This window comes from Paracoccus mangrovi (genome assembly GCF_042648425.1).
Classification (GTDB): Bacteria; Pseudomonadota; Alphaproteobacteria; order Rhodobacterales; family Rhodobacteraceae; genus Paracoccus; species Paracoccus mangrovi.
The window spans coordinates 98,390-115,926 of the sequence record NZ_JBHRXJ010000010.1 but is presented as its reverse complement, the minus strand read 5'-3'; the positions used below and the strand labels follow the sequence as shown (position 1 = coordinate 115,926).

Here is a 17,537-nt window from a genome sequence, read left to right as displayed (position 1 = left end):
CGGATGGAAATTCTTGGCATTCTGATCCCGGTATCGCTGGCCTTGGGCGGGGTGGGGTTGATTGCGTTCATCTGGGCGCTGCGCGGGCGGCAATACGAAGACCCCAAAGGCGACGCCGAACGCATTCTCAGCAAGGAATGGGACGACCACCCCAAACCTTAACCGCGATTGATTGTGCTGTGACAAATGTGACCGGAAGCAGGGACCGGGTGGTGCCGCCGGTCATGTCGCGGCATGATCCGATGTCTTGGCAGGATCCGGGGCGGTCATCGCTTGGCGATTTGACGATATCGGCTCATGCCGCAGGGCAATCGGTTCATGTCGCAAGGAATCCCGGTTCACCTTTTTCCCGGGCAGTGCTTTCGGCGCCCGCCGGATCGGCCGCCGGGGTGCGGTCCAAGGGAAGACGCGCTTGGCGTGGACGGATGCCCGGTCAAGCAAAAAGGCGGCATCTTTAATGCCGCCCTTTCCGAGAAATCACAATCTACCCTTGGGGCGCCCGACCTGATCAGGGGCCGATCACCTTGCAGCTTTGCTGACGAACCGCCAGCCGGTTACAGGTGAGTTCGGCGGTTTCCCGGCTCATGCCGACGAAATTCGCCTCATATCCGCGCCGGGTTGTCGCGACGCGGCTCAGCGCGCTGTCAAGCGAGCCGCTTTCCTGAAGCGCGGTGCGCAGCAAAAGCTGCTCGGCCTCGCGCTGCGAACGGTAAAGACCCAGAGAAACCCCCCAGTTCCGTCCCGTCGAGCCGTCCCGCGTCACGATCTCGGTTGCAAGACGCTCATCGCCCTCTTCGGGTTTGAGCGAGGTCAGGATGATCGTCTCGGACCGCTGGGGCGGGGCGGCCGAGGCCAAAAGGGTCATGCTCTCGGCCTGCGGCTCGACGGATGCCACGAAAAGCGAGGGGGATCCCGCCGGTTCCGTGGGCTCAAGGCCGGCCGACTTGTCATCGCGGGGGGCCGGAACCGGCCGCGCACCCGCCGGTGCCAGTTCCGCGTCCGAGCGATCACCCTCTTCGGGGCGGGCCTCGGGACGGGGGGCCGATTCAAGCGCGGGGGCCGTCACATCGACGCGGGCGACACGGCCGGTCCCGGGCTTGCGGATCGGACGTGCGCTGGCATCAAGCGTGCTGCCCGGGGACGCGGTCGAGGCGGGCGCAGAGGCCTGTGCCTTGGATACGGCGGCCGAGATCGCGGCCGGCGTCACCACCGCCACGGTCGAGGCGCGCGCGACAGGGCGATCAGAGCTGGAAAGTTGCACGATCGGCGCCGGTGCCGCCGTGGCGGAGCGGGCTACCTGGACCGTGCGCCGCACCTTTTTCTGCGCCACGAATTGCGGCGGCTCCGGCTTTACCTCGCGTACACGGGTGGGGGCCTTTCCAAAGCCGGCATCCAGCAGCTGGGCCATCACCGCGTTGCGATGGGCCGTGGACTGGCCACCCAGAACGGTCGCGACGATGCGCTTTGAGCCGCGCTTGGCCGAAGCGGTCAGGTTGAAGCCCGCAGCCCGGGTATAGCCGGTCTTGATCCCGTCCGCGCCCTCATACCCGTCGAGGAAGCGACGGTTGGTGCTTGAGACCTTGGCGACGCCGGCATCCGCCGAACGGCGCGAAAAGATCGAATAATACTGAGGAAAATCGTAAAACAGCCGGCGCCCAAGCGTGGTCATGTCGCGCGCGGTGGAATAATGGCCCGGTGTGGTCAGGCCGTTGGCGTTGCGAAACTGGGTGTTCTGCATGCCAAGCGCGCGCGCCATCTGGGTCATCTGGGCCGCGAATTTCGGTTCGGATCCGGCCAGCCCCTCGCCGATCACGGTGGCGGCGTCATTGGCCGATTTCACCGCCGCCGCGCGGATCAGATAGCGCAGTTCGATCTTTTGGCCGGGTTTCAGCCCCAGACGCGAGGGCGGCTGCGAGGCGGCATGGCTGGACACCAGAAACTTGCTGTCAAGCCGGACCTGTCCGCGCTCGATGGCGTTGAAAGCCATGTAAAGCGTCATCATTTTGGTCAACGAGGCAGGATGCAGGCGCGTATCCGCGTTCTGCGCATAAATCTGTTTGCCCGTTCGCGCGTCCATGACAAAGGCCGCAAAGGGGGCGGCGGTCACGGCGACGGGCAATGCCCATACAAATAGGGCCATCAGTCCCAAACGGACATATAGGATTAGCTTGCTCACGGTCCCGGTCTCTTCTGCCTCAGAGGACCCGTTCTTTATGCAGGTCCTTCATTAATAAACCGACAATAGCACGCATTACTTCGGGCGGAAACTGTAAGTTTTCGCGTTTTGGATGTGTTGCGCGGGGGAAATGGGCCGGTGCCGGGGCGTGACGCCCGGTTCCGCCTGCGGGGCTTATCATCCGGGGGAAAAGCCCCTATATTGCGGCTTCAAACCCCCATATCGCGGTTGCAAGCTTCGTGACGATCCAGCAGATGACCAATAAACCCGAGGATCGCGAGGAAACCGATCTGGCGGTCAAGACCCGCCCGCGGACACAGCGCCCTCCGATGTATAAAGTGTTGCTCTTGAACGATGATTTCACGCCGATGGAATTCGTCGTCCATGTTCTTGAACGTCTGTTCAACATGAGCCATGCGCAGGCCATCGAAATCATGCTGACCGTGCATCGCAAGGGCATCGCGGTCGTCGGCGTCTTTTCGCACGAGATCGCCGAAACCAAGGTCGCGCAGGTCATGGAGCTTGCGCGCCGTCAGCAGCACCCGCTGCAATGCACCATGGAAAAAGAGTAGAAAATTGGCTGGATCAAGGCTGGAACTTGTCTTTGGCGGGGTGCCGTCCGGGCAGAAAATGCTGTTGATCGGCGCGGATTCGGCGACCGATCTGGACAGTTTTGACACCGGGCATGTGCAGATCGTCCAGAACGGTTTTGCCGATCATCAGGCGTTGAAGGCGCGCGGATATGAGGTCGTGACCGCCGCCGCCGGACAATTTGACGCGGCCATCGTGTTCCTTCCCCGGTCGCGGTCGGCCGCGCGCGCCCGCATCGCCGAGGCGGTGGCGCATCTGTCCCCCGGCGCGGCGCTGTGGATCGATGGCCAAAAGACCGATGGCATCGACGCGGTGATGAAGGAATTGCGCGCCCTTTTGCCCATCGACGAGGCGCATTCCCGCGCGCATGGCAAGATTTTCCGCGTAACCTTGCCGCAACCGGGCTGGCTGCCGGGCGATTGGGCGGCGCGCGATCATCTGGCGGCGCCGGGCATGGTCACGCGGCCGGGCGTCTTTTCGGCCGATGCGCCCGATCCGGCCTCGCGGGCGCTGGTTGCGCATCTGCCCGAAAAGCTGCCGACGCGGGTTGTCGATCTGGGCGCGGGCTGGGGCTGGCTTTCGGCCGAGTTGCTGAAACGGCCCGGGATCGAACAGCTGCATCTGGTCGAATCCGATCACGTCGCGCTGGATTGCGCGCGGCGCAATGTCACCGACCAGCGCGCGCGCTTTCACTGGGCCGACGCGCTGGACTTCCGCCTGTCCGATCCGGTCAATGGTGTCGTCATGAACCCGCCCTTTCACGAAGGCCGCAGCGCCGAGCCGCGTCTGGGCGCGGGCTTTATCCGCAGTGCGGCCGGGCTTTTGACCGGGGCGGGGCGGCTTTGGATGGTCGCCAACCGCCATCTGCCCTATGAGCAGGTCCTGCGCGAATGCTTCGCGGATGTTTCCGAAATCGGCGGGGATTCCCGCTTCAAGATTCTGACGGCGACGGGGGCACAACGGCCCGGCGCGCGCCGCATGCAACAAAAGGGGAAACGCAGATGAGCCTTTCCATTCAGGGCCGGACCGCCATCGTGACCGGCGCCGGCCGGGGCATCGGCCTGGCCATCGCCCGCAAATTCGAGGATGCTGGCGCCAATGTCATGTTCGCCGATTGCGACGAGGCGGCGCTGGAAAACGAGCTGGGCGATCAGATGACCGGCGATGGCCCGGTGCGCGGCTTTGCCGGCGATATGGGGCAAAAGCTGACCCTGGCCAATCTGGTTTCGGCGACCATCGACGCCTTTGACAGGGTGGATATTCTGGTCAATGCGCATCGCATGGTGCAGCCTTGCGATCCTTTGGCGGTGGGCGAGGACCTGCTTGGCGACATGCTGCGCGAGAATATGCTGTCGGGGCTGCGGCTGTCGCAGATGGTGGCAAAGCGCATGGTCGCGCAGGCCGAGGAAAGCGGCGACGAGCGTTTGCAGCACGGCGCCATCATCAATGTCTCGTCGCTGGCGGCCAATTGGCCGACGCCGAAAATGCTGGCCTATTCGATTTCCAGCGCCGCCCAGGCCCAGGCGACGCGGTCGCTGGCCTCGGCTTTGGCGCCCAAGCGGATCCGGGTGAATGGCGTGGCTTTCGCCAGCATCATGTCCAATATCCTGCAGGAAAAGCTGCGCGAGGATCCCGATCTGCGCGACCGCATGATCGCGGCGACGCCTCTGGGGCGGATCGCCGCCGCCGAGGAACTGGCCGCGACGGTACAGTTTCTGGCCAGCGATGCGTCAAGCTTCATCACCGGCCAGATCCTGAACATCGATGGCGGGCGCAGTCTGGGCGACCCGCTGGCGCCAAGCGTCTTTTAGGATCGGCTGCCTTCTTCGGGATAGGCGGCCTTGCAGGCATTGACGGCGGCCATGGCGGATTTCGTCAGGGCGGCCTTGCGCGCGATCAGGTTGTCGCGCTTGCGGATTTCGGCGGCGGGGTCGATCGGCACGCGGTAACGCTCGGTATCGCTGACATTGCGCGCGCAGCTGCGATAGGCGATGTGGCGTTCGCCATCCTTGCCGCGCACCACATAGGCGCAGTCATCCCATTCGACACGGGAAACGGTGCGCTCTTCCCAGGCATAGCCACGGGCCAGATTGCCCTCGACCTCGGCCAGAAGGCTGGAAATCGTCCGGAATTCGCGGGTGTTGCGGCTGATGCAGCGGTCCTGCGGGGTGCCGCAGGCTGCGACGATCAGAACAGGCATCAGGGCAAGCAGGATGTTGCGGGTCATGGCCGCCTTCACTAGTTGTCTTGCGACAAGCATAGAGCCGCCTTCGCGGCAGGACAATTCACGAATCCGGAGACAGGCCATGAAGATGCAGGACGAACGGCAACAGGCGGCGGCGTGGTTTCGCGGCCTGCGCGACCGCATCGTGGCCGCATTCGAGGCGCTTGAGGATCGCGGTCCGGGGCAGGCGGCGCCGGGCCGGTTCGAGCTGCGCGAAACGCAGCGCGGCGGGGATGGCGGCACCGATGGCGGTGGCGGGCTGATGTCGGTCATGCGCGGCGGCCGCGTCTTTGAAAAGGTCGGCGTGAACTGGTCGGCGGTGCATGGCGAGCTTTCGCCCGCCGCGCGCCAGTCGATGGCCGCGCGCGGCGTGCCGGGGATCGAGGCCGATCCGCGGTTCTGGGCCAGCGGCATCAGCCTTGTCGCGCATATGCAGAACCCGCATGCGCCGGCGGTGCATATGAATACGCGCATGTTCTGGACGCCGGGCGCGTGGTGGTTCGGGGGCGGCGCCGATCTGAACCCCTGCATCGAATATGCCGAAGACACCGCGCATTTCCACGACACCCTGCGCGGCGCCTGCGCGCCCCATGGCGGCGATTACTATGACCGGTTCAAGGCCTGGGCGGACGAATATTTCTTTATCCCCCATCGCGGGCGGGCGCGGGGCGTGGGCGGCATCTTTTACGACGATCTGAACAGCGGCGACTGGGCGGCGGATTTCGCCTTTACCCAGGCCGTGGGCGCGGCGTTCCTGCCCGCCTTTCTGCCGCTTGCGGAACGGCATATGGCACAGGACTGGAACCCCGCCGACAAGGATGCCCAACTGATCCATCGCGGGCTTTATGCGGAATATAACCTCGTCTATGACCGCGGCACCAAATTCGGGCTGGCCACCGGCCACGATCCCGATGCGGTGCTGATGAGCCTGCCGCCGATGGCGAAATGGGTCTGAATGCGGGGCGGTGGCCGGATCTCTATCTGATGCGGCACGGTGAAACCCGTTGGAACGCCGAGGGGCGATTGCAGGGGCGTCTGGATTCGCCCCTGACCGAGCTGGGGCGCATGCAGGCGCAGCGCCAGGCGCATCTGATCCGCAATATCGATGCCGCGCGTTTTTCCAGCACCGCCGGCCGCGCCGTCGAAACCGCCGCTATCGTCTTTGCCGGACAGGATTTTCATCGCGACGCGCGCTTGCAGGAAATCGATATTGGCGCCTTTGCCGGCCGGCTCTGGCGCGATCTGTGCATCGAACATCCCGAGGTCACGGCCGGCGGCTGGCTCGACTGGTATGACCGCGCGCCGGGGGGCGAGCTTTTTGCCGGGCTCGAGGCGCGGGCCCGCGATTTTCTGGACGGCTTGCGGGGGCCGGCGCTGATCGTGACGCATGGCATCACGCTGCATATGCTGCGGCTGATCGCGATGGATCTGCCGATGTCGCGTTTGGGGGAATTGCCGGTGACGCAGGGCGCGCTGCATATCGTCAGCGCCGGCCGTCACCGGATGCGGGTCTAGATAAAGCCCAGCTCCAGCCGTGCCTCGTCGGACATCATCTCCATGCCCCATTGCGGCTGAAAGGTCATCTCGACATCGACCTGTTTGATGCCGGCCAGAGGCTCGACCGCATCGGCGACCCAGCCCGGCATCTCGCCCGCGACGGGACAGCCGGGCGCGGTCAGCGTCATCACGATGCGCACGGCGTTTTCCGGGTTGATATCAATGGTATAGATCAGGCCCAGGTCATAGATATTGACCGGAATCTCGGGGTCATAGACGGTCTTGCAGGCCTCGACCACACTGTCGTAAAGCGGATGTTCGGTGGTCGAGGGGGCGATCAGCGGATCGCCTTCCTTCAGATTTTCCATGGTCATGCGGCGCGTCCTGTCAAAACTTAGCGTTTATATAGGACTCGAATGCGGTCGGGTCCAGTCCAGAGCGCATGGATGCGGCAATCAGAAGCTGAAGTTCAGGTGCCGCACGATGCCGATGCTGATTTCGGGCTGGTTCTTGTCCTTGACCAGCGGCGAATCCGCCGCATCCTCAAGCAGGCGGCCATATTTGGCGCGGCCCAGAACGGCCCAGTCATCGTTCAGCATATAGCGAGCTTCAAGGTTCAGGTTGGCCTCGTAAAAGCCGCCGCCGGGCGAATATTCGTCATAACCGCTGGTCACCGCCTCATCGGCAGACACGCCGAAATAGGTGTCGGTGAACTCGTCGTCGCCGGCCTGCAATTCCGCGCCCGCCCAGAAGGTCAGCCGGTCGCCGAAATCATGGCGATAGCGGGTCCCGATCTGGCCCACCACGCCGTGATGGCCGCCAAAACCCTTGCGGATATGGGTATAGCTGGTGAAGGGGCCGCTGACATAGCTGAGCTTGAAGCCCAGCTCATAGGCGCGGCTGATATCGTCCATGCCGTTCAGATCGTCGTAATCCGCGGCGTCGCGCTTGCCGAGATAGTTCAACGACGGGATGATCGAAAAGCCCTGCTTTTCCTCGCCGCCTTCGCCCAGCGTCACGTTGCGCAGGATGAACCAGGGCTCGGCATCGTTTTCGTCGGCGCCCAGATAGCCGGGACCATAGCTCGCGCCCAGACCGGCGTCGAAAGACAGTTGGTCAAAGGCATTCAGCCATTGTGCCTGCGCGGCCATCGGCAGAGCCACGGCGGTGATAAGAGCAAAAGCTGCAATGCGCATCGGCGAATCCCCTGGATAAGGTCCTATAGATGCCCCCGATTGCGTCCTGGAACAATGATTCGCGTCCCCGGCCGGGACCATCCGGGCCGGGGTGTTGCAATCATGCGCGCTCGGCCGCCTCCAGCCGCTCGAGCGCCTGCATCCACAGCGATTCCGCGCGCAGCATGGCCTCGCTGGCCTCGGCATGCTTGCGGCCAAAGCTTTCGGCCTTTTGCGCATCGTCATAGGTTGCCGGATCGGCCATGATCGCATCCAGCTTTTCCAGCATGGCGGTCAGCTTTTCGACCCGTTCCTCGGCGCGGCGGGCCTCGGCGCGCAGTTCCAGCACCACCTCGCGCGAGGGGCGCTTGGCGGCGGCGGGGCGGGGTTCGGTGCCGGTCTCGGCCGGTCGGGGATCTTTCGGGGCCTTGTCCTCGCCGGTCAGCAGCATTTTGCGATAATCGTCCAGATCGCCCTGCCAGGGGGCGACGCCGCCCTGATCGACCAGCCACAGGCGGTCGGCCACCAGCGATAGCAGATGCATATCATGGCTGACCAGCACCACCGCGCCGGAAAAACTGTTCAGCGCTTCGGTCAGGGCCTCGCGGGATTCGATATCCAGATGGTTTGTCGGTTCGTCCAGCACCAGCAGATGCGGTGCGTCGATGGTGGCGATCAGCAAGGACAGCCGCGCTTTTTGCCCGCCCGACAGCTGGCCGACGCGGGTTTCGGCCTGCGCCTCCATCAGTCCGAAACCGGCCAGCCGGGCGCGCAGCCGGGCCGGGGCCTCGTCTGGGCGCAGGCGGCGGACATGGTCCAGCGGCGTGTCGCCCAGAACCAGCTCATCGACCTGATGCTGGGCGAAATAGCCGACCCGCAGCTTGGATGAGCGGGTGATCTGTCCGGCCATCGGCGCCAGCCGTCCGGCCAGCAGCTTGGACAGCGTCGACTTGCCCTGACCGTTGCGGCCCAAAAGCGCGATGCGGTCGTCCTGGTCGATGCGCAGGCTGAGCCGGCGCAGCACGGTGCGGTCGTCATAGCCGATAGAGACGCCATCCATGCCGATGATGGGCGGCGAAAGCTGCTCGGGTTCAGGGAAGGTGAAGCGGTGGAACTTTGCCTCTTCGGGGGCGGTGATCGGTTCCATCCGGGCCAGCATCTTGATGCGGGCCTGGGCCTGCTTGGCCTTGCTGGCCTTGGCGCGGAAACGGTCGACAAAGCTTTGCAGATGGGCGCGTCGCGCGTCCTGTTTCTTGGCCTCGGCGGCCTGCAGGGCGCGGCGTTCGGCGCGGGCGCGGGCGAACTGGTCGTAGCCGCCGGTGTAAAGCGTCAGCTGCTTGTCATCGAGATGCAGGATATGGCCCACGGCGCGGTTCAGCAGGCCGCGATCATGGCTGATGACGATGACCGTATAGGGATAGCGCGCCAGATAGGTTTCCAGCCACAGCGCCCCTTCAAGGTCCAGATAGTTGGTCGGTTCGTCCAGCAGCAGCAGATCGGGCTGCGAAAACAGCACCCCCGCCAAGGCGACCCGCATCCGCCAGCCACCGGAATAGTCGCTGGTCGGGCGCAGTTGATCCTCATCGGAAAAACCCAGTCCCTTGAGGATCGTCGCGGCGCGCGCCTCGGCCGACCAGGCGTCGATATCGGTCAGCCGGGTCTGGATCTCGGCGATGCGGGCGGGGTCGGTGGCGTCATGTGCCTCGGTCATCAGGGCGGCGCGTTCGGCATCGGCGTCCAGCACCGTGTCGAGGACCGAACGCGCATTCCCCGGCGCCTCTTGGGCGACGCCACCGATGCGGGCGCGCGAGGGCAGCGAAATGGTGCCGCCATCCAGCGTCAATTCGCCCCGGATCAGCCGGAACAGCGTCGTCTTGCCGGCCCCGTTGGGACCGACAAGACCGACCTTATGGCCATCCGGGATGGTCGCCGAAGCGTTGGCGAACAGCGGCCGGCCCGCGATGGAATAGGATATGTCGTCGATCTTGAGCATGGGCGCGAGCCATGCCCGAGGCCGACGCCAAGGTCAACGGGCAAGCCTGGTGCAGCACCCTTAGTGCAGCACCTTGGCCAGCACCTTGGAGGGCATGGCCCGATAGGCGACCAGGGGCTGATCGCCCTCTTCCGAGAAAATGAAAATCTGAAGTTGGTCATTGAGCAGGACCAGACGGCAAAAACGGCCCTCGGCCGCCAGATCGGGCGGGCAATCCGACATGTCGATATGCGGCACGGCCGCCTCGAAGATGTCATAGGTCATGGGCAGGGGCGTGGTGTCCTGTGCAAGGGCGGGTGTCGCGAATACAGCCAGCAGGCAGATTGTTCTTTTCATGAGAGCTCCTTTCATCGGTAAAATATCTGACAAAATTACTATGTTATTGAAATGTGGCGGAATGTCTCATGCGGTGCAGGTGATCGCGCGGGGTTTTCAAGCCACGGGGTTCATGCTAGCAGGCCGGCGATCCGAAATACCTGCCGGGGCACATTCACAGGCGCCCGGTCTTTCACATGAAAAGGCACCGAAAATGGCGATCGAACGCACGCTTTCCATCATCAAACCCGACGCGACCAAGCGCAACCTGACCGGCAAGATCAACGCCAAGTTCGAGGATGCCGGCCTGCGCATCGTCGCGCAAAAGCGCATTCAGCTGACCCTGGCGCAAGCCGGTCAGTTCTATGCCGAACACAAGGAACGCCCCTTTTACGGCGAACTGACCGAATTCATGACCTCGGAGCCGGTCGTGGTGCAGGTTCTGGAAGGCGAGAATGCCATCCTGAAAAACCGCGAAGTGATGGGCGCCACCAACCCGGCCAATGCCGATGCCGGCACCATCCGCAAGGAATTCGCCCTGTCGGTCGGCGAAAACTCGGTCCACGGTTCGGACAGCCCCGCAGCCGCAGCGCGCGAAATCGCCTTCTTCTTCTCGGGTCTGGAACTGGTCGGCTAATCGCTGCCGCCCGGACTTTGACATGAGAAGGGCCGCCCCGAGGGGCGGCCCTTTTTGTTTGTCCTGCCTTACCCGGCGCCGGTCAGGGCTGCCGTGACGCGCTCAGCTCGAAACCGATGGCGACGGCGAATCCGACCGTGCTTTCATCGGCGTAACCCGCGCCGATGCCGAAATCGCGCCGGTCCACCTGCATCTCGCCCTTGGCCGTGGCGCTGTTGCCCGCGAGCGTCAGCGCAAAGGGCAATTCGGCCGGAATGCTTTTCCCGGCGATGGTCAGGGTGCCGCGCGCGATATGGGGCTGACCCTCGGCGGCGGGGGGCAGGATCTCGGCCTCGAATTGCGCGGTCGGATGGGCGGGGGCGTTCAGGAAGTCCGGCCCGGTGGCGTTGCTGCTGACCGAGCCCAGCGTCAGCGAGGCGACGTCGATATCGACCGCGACCTGACCGGTCCGGCTTTCGGGATCATAGGCGATCCGGGCCTGCCATTGCCCGAACTGTCCGGCGACGGGATTGCCGCTTTGCTGGACAGTGATGCCCAATGTGCCCTGCTGGACCTGCCACAGGGGCGCGCCGGTGCTTTCCGCCGGGGCGACGGCAGAGGCGGGCAGGGTTGGCGCGGTGGCGGTCGCGGCCTGGGCGGCGACCTCGGCCCTCTGGGCGGGAAGGGTCGCCGTCGCGCCCCAGATCACCAACGCGCCAAGCGCCGCCAGCACATGCTGCACGCGCGGCGACATGACATGTTCGGGCGGCTCGGACAGGCGGTCGGGATTGCCGGCCATGCGCGCCAGCGTGTCGTCGCGGTCGATCAGCGCATGTTTCAGCGCGCCCGCGACATGCAGCGCGATCAGCCCGGCCAGAACCCACCAGCCGGTTTCGTGAAAGCGCGCAAAGCTTTCGGCCAGATGCGCGTCCTCGGGGACAAAGGGCAGGCGCTGTCCCAGCGGCCACAGGATGCGGGAAAACCCGCCCGGCGCCGCCGAATGCAGCAGCCAGCCCGACAGCGGCATCACGATCATGCCGATCCACAGCGCCCAATGCACGGTTTCGGCCAGCAGGGTTTCCAGCCGGCGCCGCGGGTGCAGGGGGCGCGGCCGGATCTGGCGCAGCGTCCACAGAATGCGCAGCGTGGCCAGAAACAGCACCGCCATCCCCACCGTCTTGTGGATCGAAAAGGCGGCAAAGACCGCCTGCAATTCGGCCTCGCCGCCCTGCGGCAGGCTGTTGGCGTAAAGCCCCAGCCCGATCGCCGCCAGGATCAGCGCGGCCACGATCCAGTGAAAGGCGCGCGCGGCCCAGCCATAGGCACGGGTGGTATTGGATGCGGTCATGAATGTTCTCCCATCGCTTCGCGCCAGTGACGCCGGCAGAGCGAGGTATAGGTGTCGTTTCCACCGATCTGGACCTGCGCGCCCTCGTGCAGGGCGCGGCCATGCTCGTCCTGACGCACCACCATCGTGGCCTTGCGGCCGCAGTGACAGATGGTGCGCACCTCGCGCAGGTCGTCGGCCAGCGCGAAAAGCGCCGCCGAGCCGGGGAACAGCTCGCCCCGGAAATCGACGCGCAGGCCATAGCACATGACCGGCTGGCCCAGATCGTCGGCCACGCGGGCCAGCTGCCAGACCTGATCGGGGGTAAGAAACTGGGCCTCGTCGACAAAGATGCAGGCGGCGCCGCGCCCCTCGGCGCGGATCAGGTCGAAAAGATCGGTGCGGGGGGTGAAGGTCATGGCATCCTCGGCGATGCCGATGCGGCTGGCGATCCGCCCCGGCCCGGCACGGTCATCCAGCGCCGAGGTCAGCAAAAGCGTCGCCATGCCGCGTTCGCGGTAGTTATAGGACGCCTGCAAAAGCAAGGTGCTCTTGCCCGCGTTCATGGTCGAATAGTGGAAATAAAGCTTGGCCATGCCGGCAGATAGCCGCGACTGGCCGTGGCCCGCAAGCCGCCGCGCGGGGGCGGCGGCTCACGTTTGCGTCGGATCAGCCGCGGGGGGCGGATTTCGGCGCGCGCGAGGGGCGCCGCGCCGGACGTTTGCGTGCCGTACCGGCACCCGCGCCGGGGCCGCCGCGACCGGCCGGGCCACCGCGTTCGCGGATTTTCGCGACCTCAAAGGGCGGCTCGCCGCCGACGACCGGGATCTGCGCCTTCATCGCCTTTTCGATGGCGCGCAATTCGCCGATCTCGGCGGGGGCGCAAAAGGCGATGGCGCGGCCGTCGCGGCCGGCGCGGGCGGTGCGCCCGATCCGGTGGACATAGTTTTCCGGCACATTGGGCAGGTCATAGTTATAGACATGCGCCACCTGCGGAATATCCAGACCGCGCGCCGCCACATCGGTCGCCACCAGCACCTTGGTGTCGCCGGCGCGGAAGCTTGCCAAAGCGCGCTCGCGCTGCCCCTGGCTCTTGTTGCCGTGGATGGCGGCGACCTTGTAGCCCCATTTCTCCAGAAGCTTCGACAGCTTTTCCGAGCCGTGCTTGGTGCGGCCGAACACGATGGCCAGCTCGTCGGTATGCTTGGACAGATATTCCGCCAGCAGCGTCGCCTTGTCGCCCTGATTGACGAAATGCACGCCCTGTTCGATCTTTTCGGCGGCCTGTCCGGGCGGGTTCACCGCGACCTTGAGCGGATCGGTCAGATAGCTGTCGGCCAGTTCCGCCATCAGCTTGGGCATGGTCGCCGAAAACAGCAGCGTCTGGCGTTCCTTGGGCAGCATCCGCGCGATGCGACGCAGCGCGTGGATAAAGCCGATGTCCAGCATCTGGTCGGCCTCGTCCAGGACCAGATAGCCGGTCTGCGACAGGTCGATGGCGCCACGCTCGATCAGGTCGATCAGCCGGCCGGGCGTCGCGATCAGCACGTCGACGCCGCGTTCCAGACGCTGCACCTGCACGTTGATCGAGGCGCCGCCGACGACGCGGAACTGCCGGATCGGGGTGCCGGCGGCGTAATTGTCGATATTCTCGGCAATCTGGGTGGCCAGCTCGCGCGTCGGCGCAAGGATCAGCGCGCGACAGGTCCGGGGCTCGGGCTTGCGGCCGATGTTCAAAAGCCGCGTCAGCATCGGCAGGCCAAAGGCCGCCGTCTTGCCGGTGCCGGTCTGGGCAAGGCCCAGCAGGTCGCGGCCGGCAACGATGCCGGGGATGGATTTTTCCTGAATGGGCGAGGGGGTTTCGATCCCCAGCCCGGGCAGGTTGATGGCCACGCGCGCGTCGATCCCCATCTGGGTAAAGGGCGTGTCGATATCGGGAATGGCGCGGCGGATGAACTTTTCTTCCGGCTCGTCGCGGTGACGGCGCGGGTTGTGATTGTGGTTGGGTTTGGGCGCGCGGTTGAAGCGCGGCTTGCCACCGTCTTGATGGCGCGGCTTGCCCGAACGGTTCGGGCGGGAGTTTTCAGTCGTCATAACGTCTTTCGGCCATGCCGCCCGCGTATCGGCGGACATGGCAAGGGGCCGCGGCCGGGCGTTCCGGTCGTGCGGCGGATTGCGAGGGGCGGGCAGGATACGCATTGCCCGCAAGCCTCCCCGCGTGATTGGGAAACCGGAAATTCGTGCCGACCTGACGCGGGTTTCGCGTCGGCTGCTCACGCGGCAGCGGGCGGCAACTTGTCGCAGATGAGGGTTCGGCGCCGAAAAGTCAAGCGCGCTCGGCGCTGTCCATCCAGATCGTCACCGGTCCGTCATTGATCAGCGCCACGCGCATATCGGCGCCGAATTCGCCGGTCTCGACCCTAAGGCCCTGATCGCGCAGGCATTCGGCAAAGCGCAGATACAGCGCCTCGCCCCGGGCGGGGGCCTCGGCGGTGGAAAAACCGGGGCGGTTGCCGGTGCGGGTATCGGCGGCCAGGGTGAACTGGCTGACCACAAGCACCGCGCCCCCCACATCAAGGACCGAGCGGTTCATCCGGCCCGCCTCGTCGCGAAAGATGCGCAGCTTGGCCACCCGTGCGGCCAGCTTTGCGGGCGCGTCGTCGGGATCGCCCTGCATGGCGCAGACCAGCACCAGAAGGCCCGGCCCGATCGCGCCCGTGCTGCGGCCGTCGACGGTGACCCCGGCCTCGGCGACCCGCTGGATCAGCGCGCGCATGTCACCGGCCCAGCATGATGCCAAGCACGACGAACATCAGCCCGAAGACCGATCCCGCCAGCGCCGCCATGTTCACCACCACGACGCGGCGCATGACCGCGCGCATCTCGTCATCGGCAAGGCCGCGCGCCTTGGCGCGGGCAGCGGTCACGATGCACCAGACCAGCGCCGCAAGCCCCGCCGCCGTCAACGCCGTCCCGCCCCAGATCAGCCCGTCCCAGATCGTCATCTTACCCCCTGTCCGGCGGGCCTTTGGTCCGGCCCCGTGCCGGCGACGGGCCTAGCGGTGATTGCACCCGCCCGCAAGACCGCCTAGACCCTTTGGCCAATGGGCAGCCGGCCCCTGCCGGCATGGATGAGGCAAGGGAACACACCACCATGAGCGATGACGCGACCTATAACGTGGCGGCCGATGAGCTGCGCCAGTTCATCGAACAGATCGAGGGGCTTGAGGCCGAAAAGAAGGATCTGACCGAACAGATCCGCGAAATCTATGCCGAGGCCAAGGCGCGCGGCTATGACGCCAAGGCCATGCGTTCGATCGTCTCGCTGCGCAAGCGCGACAAGGACGATATCGCCGAACAGGAAGCTCTGATCGAGCTTTACAAGAGCGCGCTGGGGATGGGCTGATCCGCTTTGGTCCTGGGGCATGCGCGCGCCAGGACCAAAGCGGACGACCGGGAGGCGGCCGGTGACGCCGTCCACCCGGTCTTGCCGTACCTGTAAAAGAGAAAATCTTTGAACGGCGCATGTACCGTGCCCTTTCGTTGACGCAAGGTAAACCTGCCTTTTGGGCGAGGTTTACACGGAAAACCGGCGGTTCGCGCCCATGCCGGGGCGGCTGCGGCACGGATGCGACAGAGCGGGGCTGGCCGTGGCCGATGCCTCGGGCTATCAGGGGACGGTAAACAGTATCACAGTCTTTCGGAGAAACGCGATGACGGGCAACAAGGCCGGAAAGCGGGCGGATCGGGCAGCCAAGGCCAAGGATGCCTCGGAGGAACAGCCGACCGGGGATCGCGCCGCCGCGCGCGCCGCGCGCAAAGAGGCCAACCGCCTTGAGCGCGAAGAGCGCCGCGCCACCCGTCAGGCAGAGCGCGCCGCGCGCAAGGCGGGCCGCGCCGATGATGCCGCCGCCCCCGTCCCCGCCGCGCCTGTCCCCGCCGCGCCGACCGATGCCGCAAAGGCAGCCCGGGCCACGCCCGCCTTTGTCCCCGCGTCCGACCCGTCCGTGAACAAAGCACCGGCCCCGGCCGCTGCGGCGGAAGGTGCCGGGGATCCGGCCGGGACAAAAGCCGCCACAGGTCCGGCGGATGACGCCGCGAAAAAGGCTGCGAAAGAGCCTGTGAAAAAGCCGGGGGGGAAAGGCAAGGTCCCCGCCGCCGGAGTTGCCGCCACCGCCAAGACCGCGCCCCGGCAGAGCGCCGCCGCAAAGGCCCCCAAAACAGCACCCGAGGCCAAAGCCGAGACCCCGCCGGCCCCGGCCAGTAATGCCAAGGCCGGCAAAGACAAAGCCAGCACCGCCAAGGCAACTGCTGCCAGAACTGGCAAAGACAAATCCGGCACCGCCAAGGTCGGAGAGGCTCAGACAAGCGCCGCCAAAACCGGGAATGACAAAGCCGGCAAGGGCGAAACCGAAAAGGCCAAAACCAGCCCGGCCAAGCCCGTCGCGGCGACGCCCGCCGTTGCAAGGGCCGAACCCGCCGCACCACCTCCGCCCGCCGGCCCCGCCGGCAAGGACGGCGCCCCCGCGCGCAAGCCCGCCGGCAAGGCCGCTGGCAAAACCACCGGTAAGACCACCGCCAAAGCCGCCGCCAAACCCGCGCCCGGATCCGCCCGCAAAGCCGCCGCAAAGCCCGCGCCCGAATTCGACATTCTGATCGTCGGACAGAATGGCCGGCTTGGGGTCGAGGCGGTGCTGTTCGCGGCCAGCCTGCGCCGCAATGCCCCGGATTGGCGCGGCCGGCTTATCGTTGCCGAGCCGCGCCCCGAGGCCGCGTGGGAGGGCGCCGATATCGCCATGCCCGCCCCGGTCCGCGATGCGCTGGCCGCATTCGGGGCCGAGATCCTGCCCTTTACCGCGACCCGGTTCGGCCGCGCCTATCCCTATGGCAACAAGATCGAGGCGCTGGCGCTTCTGACCCCGGGGCGGCCCTTCATCTTTTTCGACAGCGACACCCTGATCATGGGCGAGCTGGCGGGGCTGGCAGTGGATTTCTCACGCCCCTCGGCCTCGATGCGGCGCACGGCCACATGGCCCGAACCGCCGCCCTATGGGCCGGGCTATGGCGCGATCTGGAAATCGCTTTATGACCGTTTCGGGCTGGATTTCGCCAGCTCGCTCGACATGGCCCAGCCGGATGAGCATTGGGAACGTTATCTTTATTTTAACGCCGGCTGGTTTCTGGGCACGGATGGCCCGGAATTCGGCCGCCGCTTCGCCGAATATGCCAGCGCCATCCGCGACGAGCCGGGCGATGCGCTGGCCTGTCAAAGCCTTGACCCCTGGCTGGATCAGGTGGCGCTGCCGCTGGTCGTGCATGGCTTTGGCGGCGGTCGTCCGGGGCCGGAACTGGCCGGGCTGGACGGGGATGTCAGCTGTCACTATCGCAACCTGCCGCTACTTTATGCGCGCGAGGCCGAGCCGGTTCTGGATCTGATCGAGGATCTGGCCGCCGATCCTGTGATCGCGCCGCTTCTGGCCGGGGATGAGGCGGTCCAGCGCCTGATCGTCGCGGGCGAGGGGCGGCGCGTGCTGCGTCCGCTTTTCGCCGATGAGGATCCCCCGCCCACGGAACAGGCGATCCGTCATCGCCTGCGCCGCGAAGGTCTGTGGCTGGGCTGAGG

General features: G+C 65.7%; 20 protein-coding genes. 9 read left to right on the top strand and 11 right to left on the bottom strand.

The genetic code is table 11. The annotated features are described in order from the left end of the window. The first annotated feature begins 3 nt into the window (after window positions 1-3). Entirely contained in the window at window positions 4-162 is a 159-nt protein-coding gene (gene ccoS, locus ACFOMH_RS13995; protein ID WP_374421833.1) for a cbb3-type cytochrome oxidase assembly protein CcoS, read from the top strand. A 346-nt stretch (window positions 163-508) separates the two neighbouring features. Here the strand turns inward: ccoS and ACFOMH_RS13990 are convergent, their stop codons facing one another. Beyond that, on the bottom strand, window positions 509-2,140 hold the full coding sequence (locus ACFOMH_RS13990; protein ID WP_377745183.1) for a serine hydrolase: 1,632 nt from the start codon (window positions 2,138-2,140) through the stop codon (window positions 509-511). A gap of 290 nt (window positions 2,141-2,430) precedes the next feature. Here ACFOMH_RS13990 and clpS point away from each other — a divergent pair, with 290 nt between their 5' ends. Genes clpS through ACFOMH_RS13975 form a run of 3 tightly spaced genes read left to right on the top strand, consistent with a single transcriptional unit; the run spans window position 2,431 to window position 4,578 of the window. Beyond that, window positions 2,431-2,748, top strand: coding sequence for an ATP-dependent Clp protease adapter ClpS (gene clpS, locus ACFOMH_RS13985; protein WP_374421836.1), 318 nt, complete (start codon window positions 2,431-2,433; stop codon window positions 2,746-2,748). Window positions 2,749-2,752: 4 nt separating this feature from the next. Continuing rightward, a complete protein-coding gene (locus ACFOMH_RS13980) occupies window positions 2,753-3,772 on the top strand; it encodes a methyltransferase (protein WP_377745181.1) in 1,020 nt (339 codons plus the stop codon). Continuing rightward, on the top strand, window positions 3,769-4,578 hold the full coding sequence (locus ACFOMH_RS13975; RefSeq protein ID WP_374421839.1) for an SDR family NAD(P)-dependent oxidoreductase: 810 nt from the start codon (window positions 3,769-3,771) through the stop codon (window positions 4,576-4,578). Before ACFOMH_RS13980 ends, ACFOMH_RS13975 begins: the two co-directional genes overlap by 4 nt. Here the strand turns inward: ACFOMH_RS13975 and ACFOMH_RS13970 are convergent. Continuing rightward, window positions 4,575-4,994, bottom strand: coding sequence for a hypothetical protein (locus tag ACFOMH_RS13970; RefSeq protein ID WP_377745179.1), 420 nt, complete (start codon window positions 4,992-4,994; stop codon window positions 4,575-4,577). The two genes, ACFOMH_RS13975 and ACFOMH_RS13970, sit on opposite strands and share 4 nt — an antisense overlap. 79 nt (window positions 4,995-5,073) lie before the next feature. Between ACFOMH_RS13970 and hemF the strand changes: the two genes are divergently transcribed. Both hemF and ACFOMH_RS13960 read left to right on the top strand, forming a co-directional pair. Next, window positions 5,074-5,946 (top strand): oxygen-dependent coproporphyrinogen oxidase, encoded by an 873-nt coding sequence (hemF, locus tag ACFOMH_RS13965; RefSeq protein WP_377745177.1) that lies wholly within the window; start codon window positions 5,074-5,076, stop codon window positions 5,944-5,946. A gap of 29 nt (window positions 5,947-5,975) precedes the next feature. Then, window positions 5,976-6,506 carry a histidine phosphatase family protein gene (locus tag ACFOMH_RS13960; RefSeq protein WP_377745176.1) on the top strand — a complete coding sequence of 177 codons (531 nt, stop codon included), beginning with the start codon at window positions 5,976-5,978 and terminating at the stop codon, window positions 6,504-6,506. On the opposite strand, the gene ACFOMH_RS13955 is transcribed toward ACFOMH_RS13960, so the two are convergent. The 4 genes from ACFOMH_RS13955 to ACFOMH_RS13940 form a co-directional block, all read right to left on the bottom strand. Then, window positions 6,503-6,862, bottom strand: coding sequence for an SUF system Fe-S cluster assembly protein (locus ACFOMH_RS13955; protein WP_374421847.1), 360 nt, complete (start codon window positions 6,860-6,862; stop codon window positions 6,503-6,505). The genes ACFOMH_RS13960 and ACFOMH_RS13955 overlap by 4 nt on opposite strands. 81 nt (window positions 6,863-6,943) lie before the next feature. Further along, window positions 6,944-7,684, bottom strand: a complete 741-nt coding sequence (locus tag ACFOMH_RS13950; protein ID WP_377745173.1) for a MipA/OmpV family protein — start codon at window positions 7,682-7,684, stop codon at window positions 6,944-6,946. 100 nt (window positions 7,685-7,784) lie between these two features. Further along, the gene (locus ACFOMH_RS13945; RefSeq protein WP_377745171.1) at window positions 7,785-9,656 is read right to left on the bottom strand and encodes an ABC-F family ATP-binding cassette domain-containing protein; all 1,872 of its coding nucleotides are present in this window, start codon (window positions 9,654-9,656) and stop codon (window positions 7,785-7,787) included. A 60-nt stretch (window positions 9,657-9,716) separates the two neighbouring features. After that, window positions 9,717-9,992 (bottom strand): hypothetical protein, encoded by a 276-nt coding sequence (locus tag ACFOMH_RS13940; protein WP_377745168.1) that lies wholly within the window; start codon window positions 9,990-9,992, stop codon window positions 9,717-9,719. Between the two features lie 193 nt (window positions 9,993-10,185). On the opposite strand from ACFOMH_RS13940, the gene ndk reads away from it, so the two are divergent. Beyond that, window positions 10,186-10,608 (top strand): nucleoside-diphosphate kinase, encoded by a 423-nt coding sequence (gene ndk / locus ACFOMH_RS13935; protein WP_374421856.1) that lies wholly within the window; start codon window positions 10,186-10,188, stop codon window positions 10,606-10,608. An 82-nt stretch (window positions 10,609-10,690) separates the two neighbouring features. Here the strand turns inward: ndk and ACFOMH_RS13930 are convergent, their stop codons facing one another. The 5 genes from ACFOMH_RS13930 to ACFOMH_RS13910 form a co-directional block, all read right to left on the bottom strand. After that, complete coding sequence (locus ACFOMH_RS13930) at window positions 10,691-11,935, bottom strand: cytochrome b/b6 domain-containing protein (protein WP_377745166.1); 1,245 nt, start codon at window positions 11,933-11,935, stop codon at window positions 10,691-10,693. Beyond that, window positions 11,932-12,510: a thymidine kinase gene (locus ACFOMH_RS13925; protein WP_377745164.1), complete on the bottom strand. Its 579-nt coding sequence runs from the start codon at window positions 12,508-12,510 to the stop codon at window positions 11,932-11,934. The genes ACFOMH_RS13930 and ACFOMH_RS13925 overlap by 4 nt, the downstream gene beginning before the upstream one ends. A gap of 73 nt (window positions 12,511-12,583) precedes the next feature. After that, entirely contained in the window at window positions 12,584-14,047 is a 1,464-nt protein-coding gene (locus ACFOMH_RS13920) for a DEAD/DEAH box helicase (RefSeq protein ID WP_377745162.1), read from the bottom strand. 193 nt (window positions 14,048-14,240) lie between these two features. Then, entirely contained in the window at window positions 14,241-14,690 is a 450-nt protein-coding gene (gene dtd / locus ACFOMH_RS13915) for a D-aminoacyl-tRNA deacylase (protein ID WP_377745161.1), read from the bottom strand. A gap of 1 nt (window position 14,691) precedes the next feature. After that, entirely contained in the window at window positions 14,692-14,919 is a 228-nt protein-coding gene (locus ACFOMH_RS13910; RefSeq protein WP_374421862.1) for a hypothetical protein, read from the bottom strand. Between the two features lie 122 nt (window positions 14,920-15,041). Between ACFOMH_RS13910 and ACFOMH_RS13905 the strand changes: the two genes are divergently transcribed. Further along, the gene (locus ACFOMH_RS13905; RefSeq protein WP_377745159.1) at window positions 15,042-15,320 is read left to right on the top strand and encodes a DUF2312 domain-containing protein; all 279 of its coding nucleotides are present in this window, start codon (window positions 15,042-15,044) and stop codon (window positions 15,318-15,320) included. A 307-nt stretch (window positions 15,321-15,627) separates the two neighbouring features. Then, window positions 15,628-17,535, top strand: coding sequence for a hypothetical protein (locus ACFOMH_RS13900; RefSeq protein WP_377745157.1), 1,908 nt, complete (start codon window positions 15,628-15,630; stop codon window positions 17,533-17,535). Window positions 17,536-17,537: the final 2 nt, after the last annotated feature.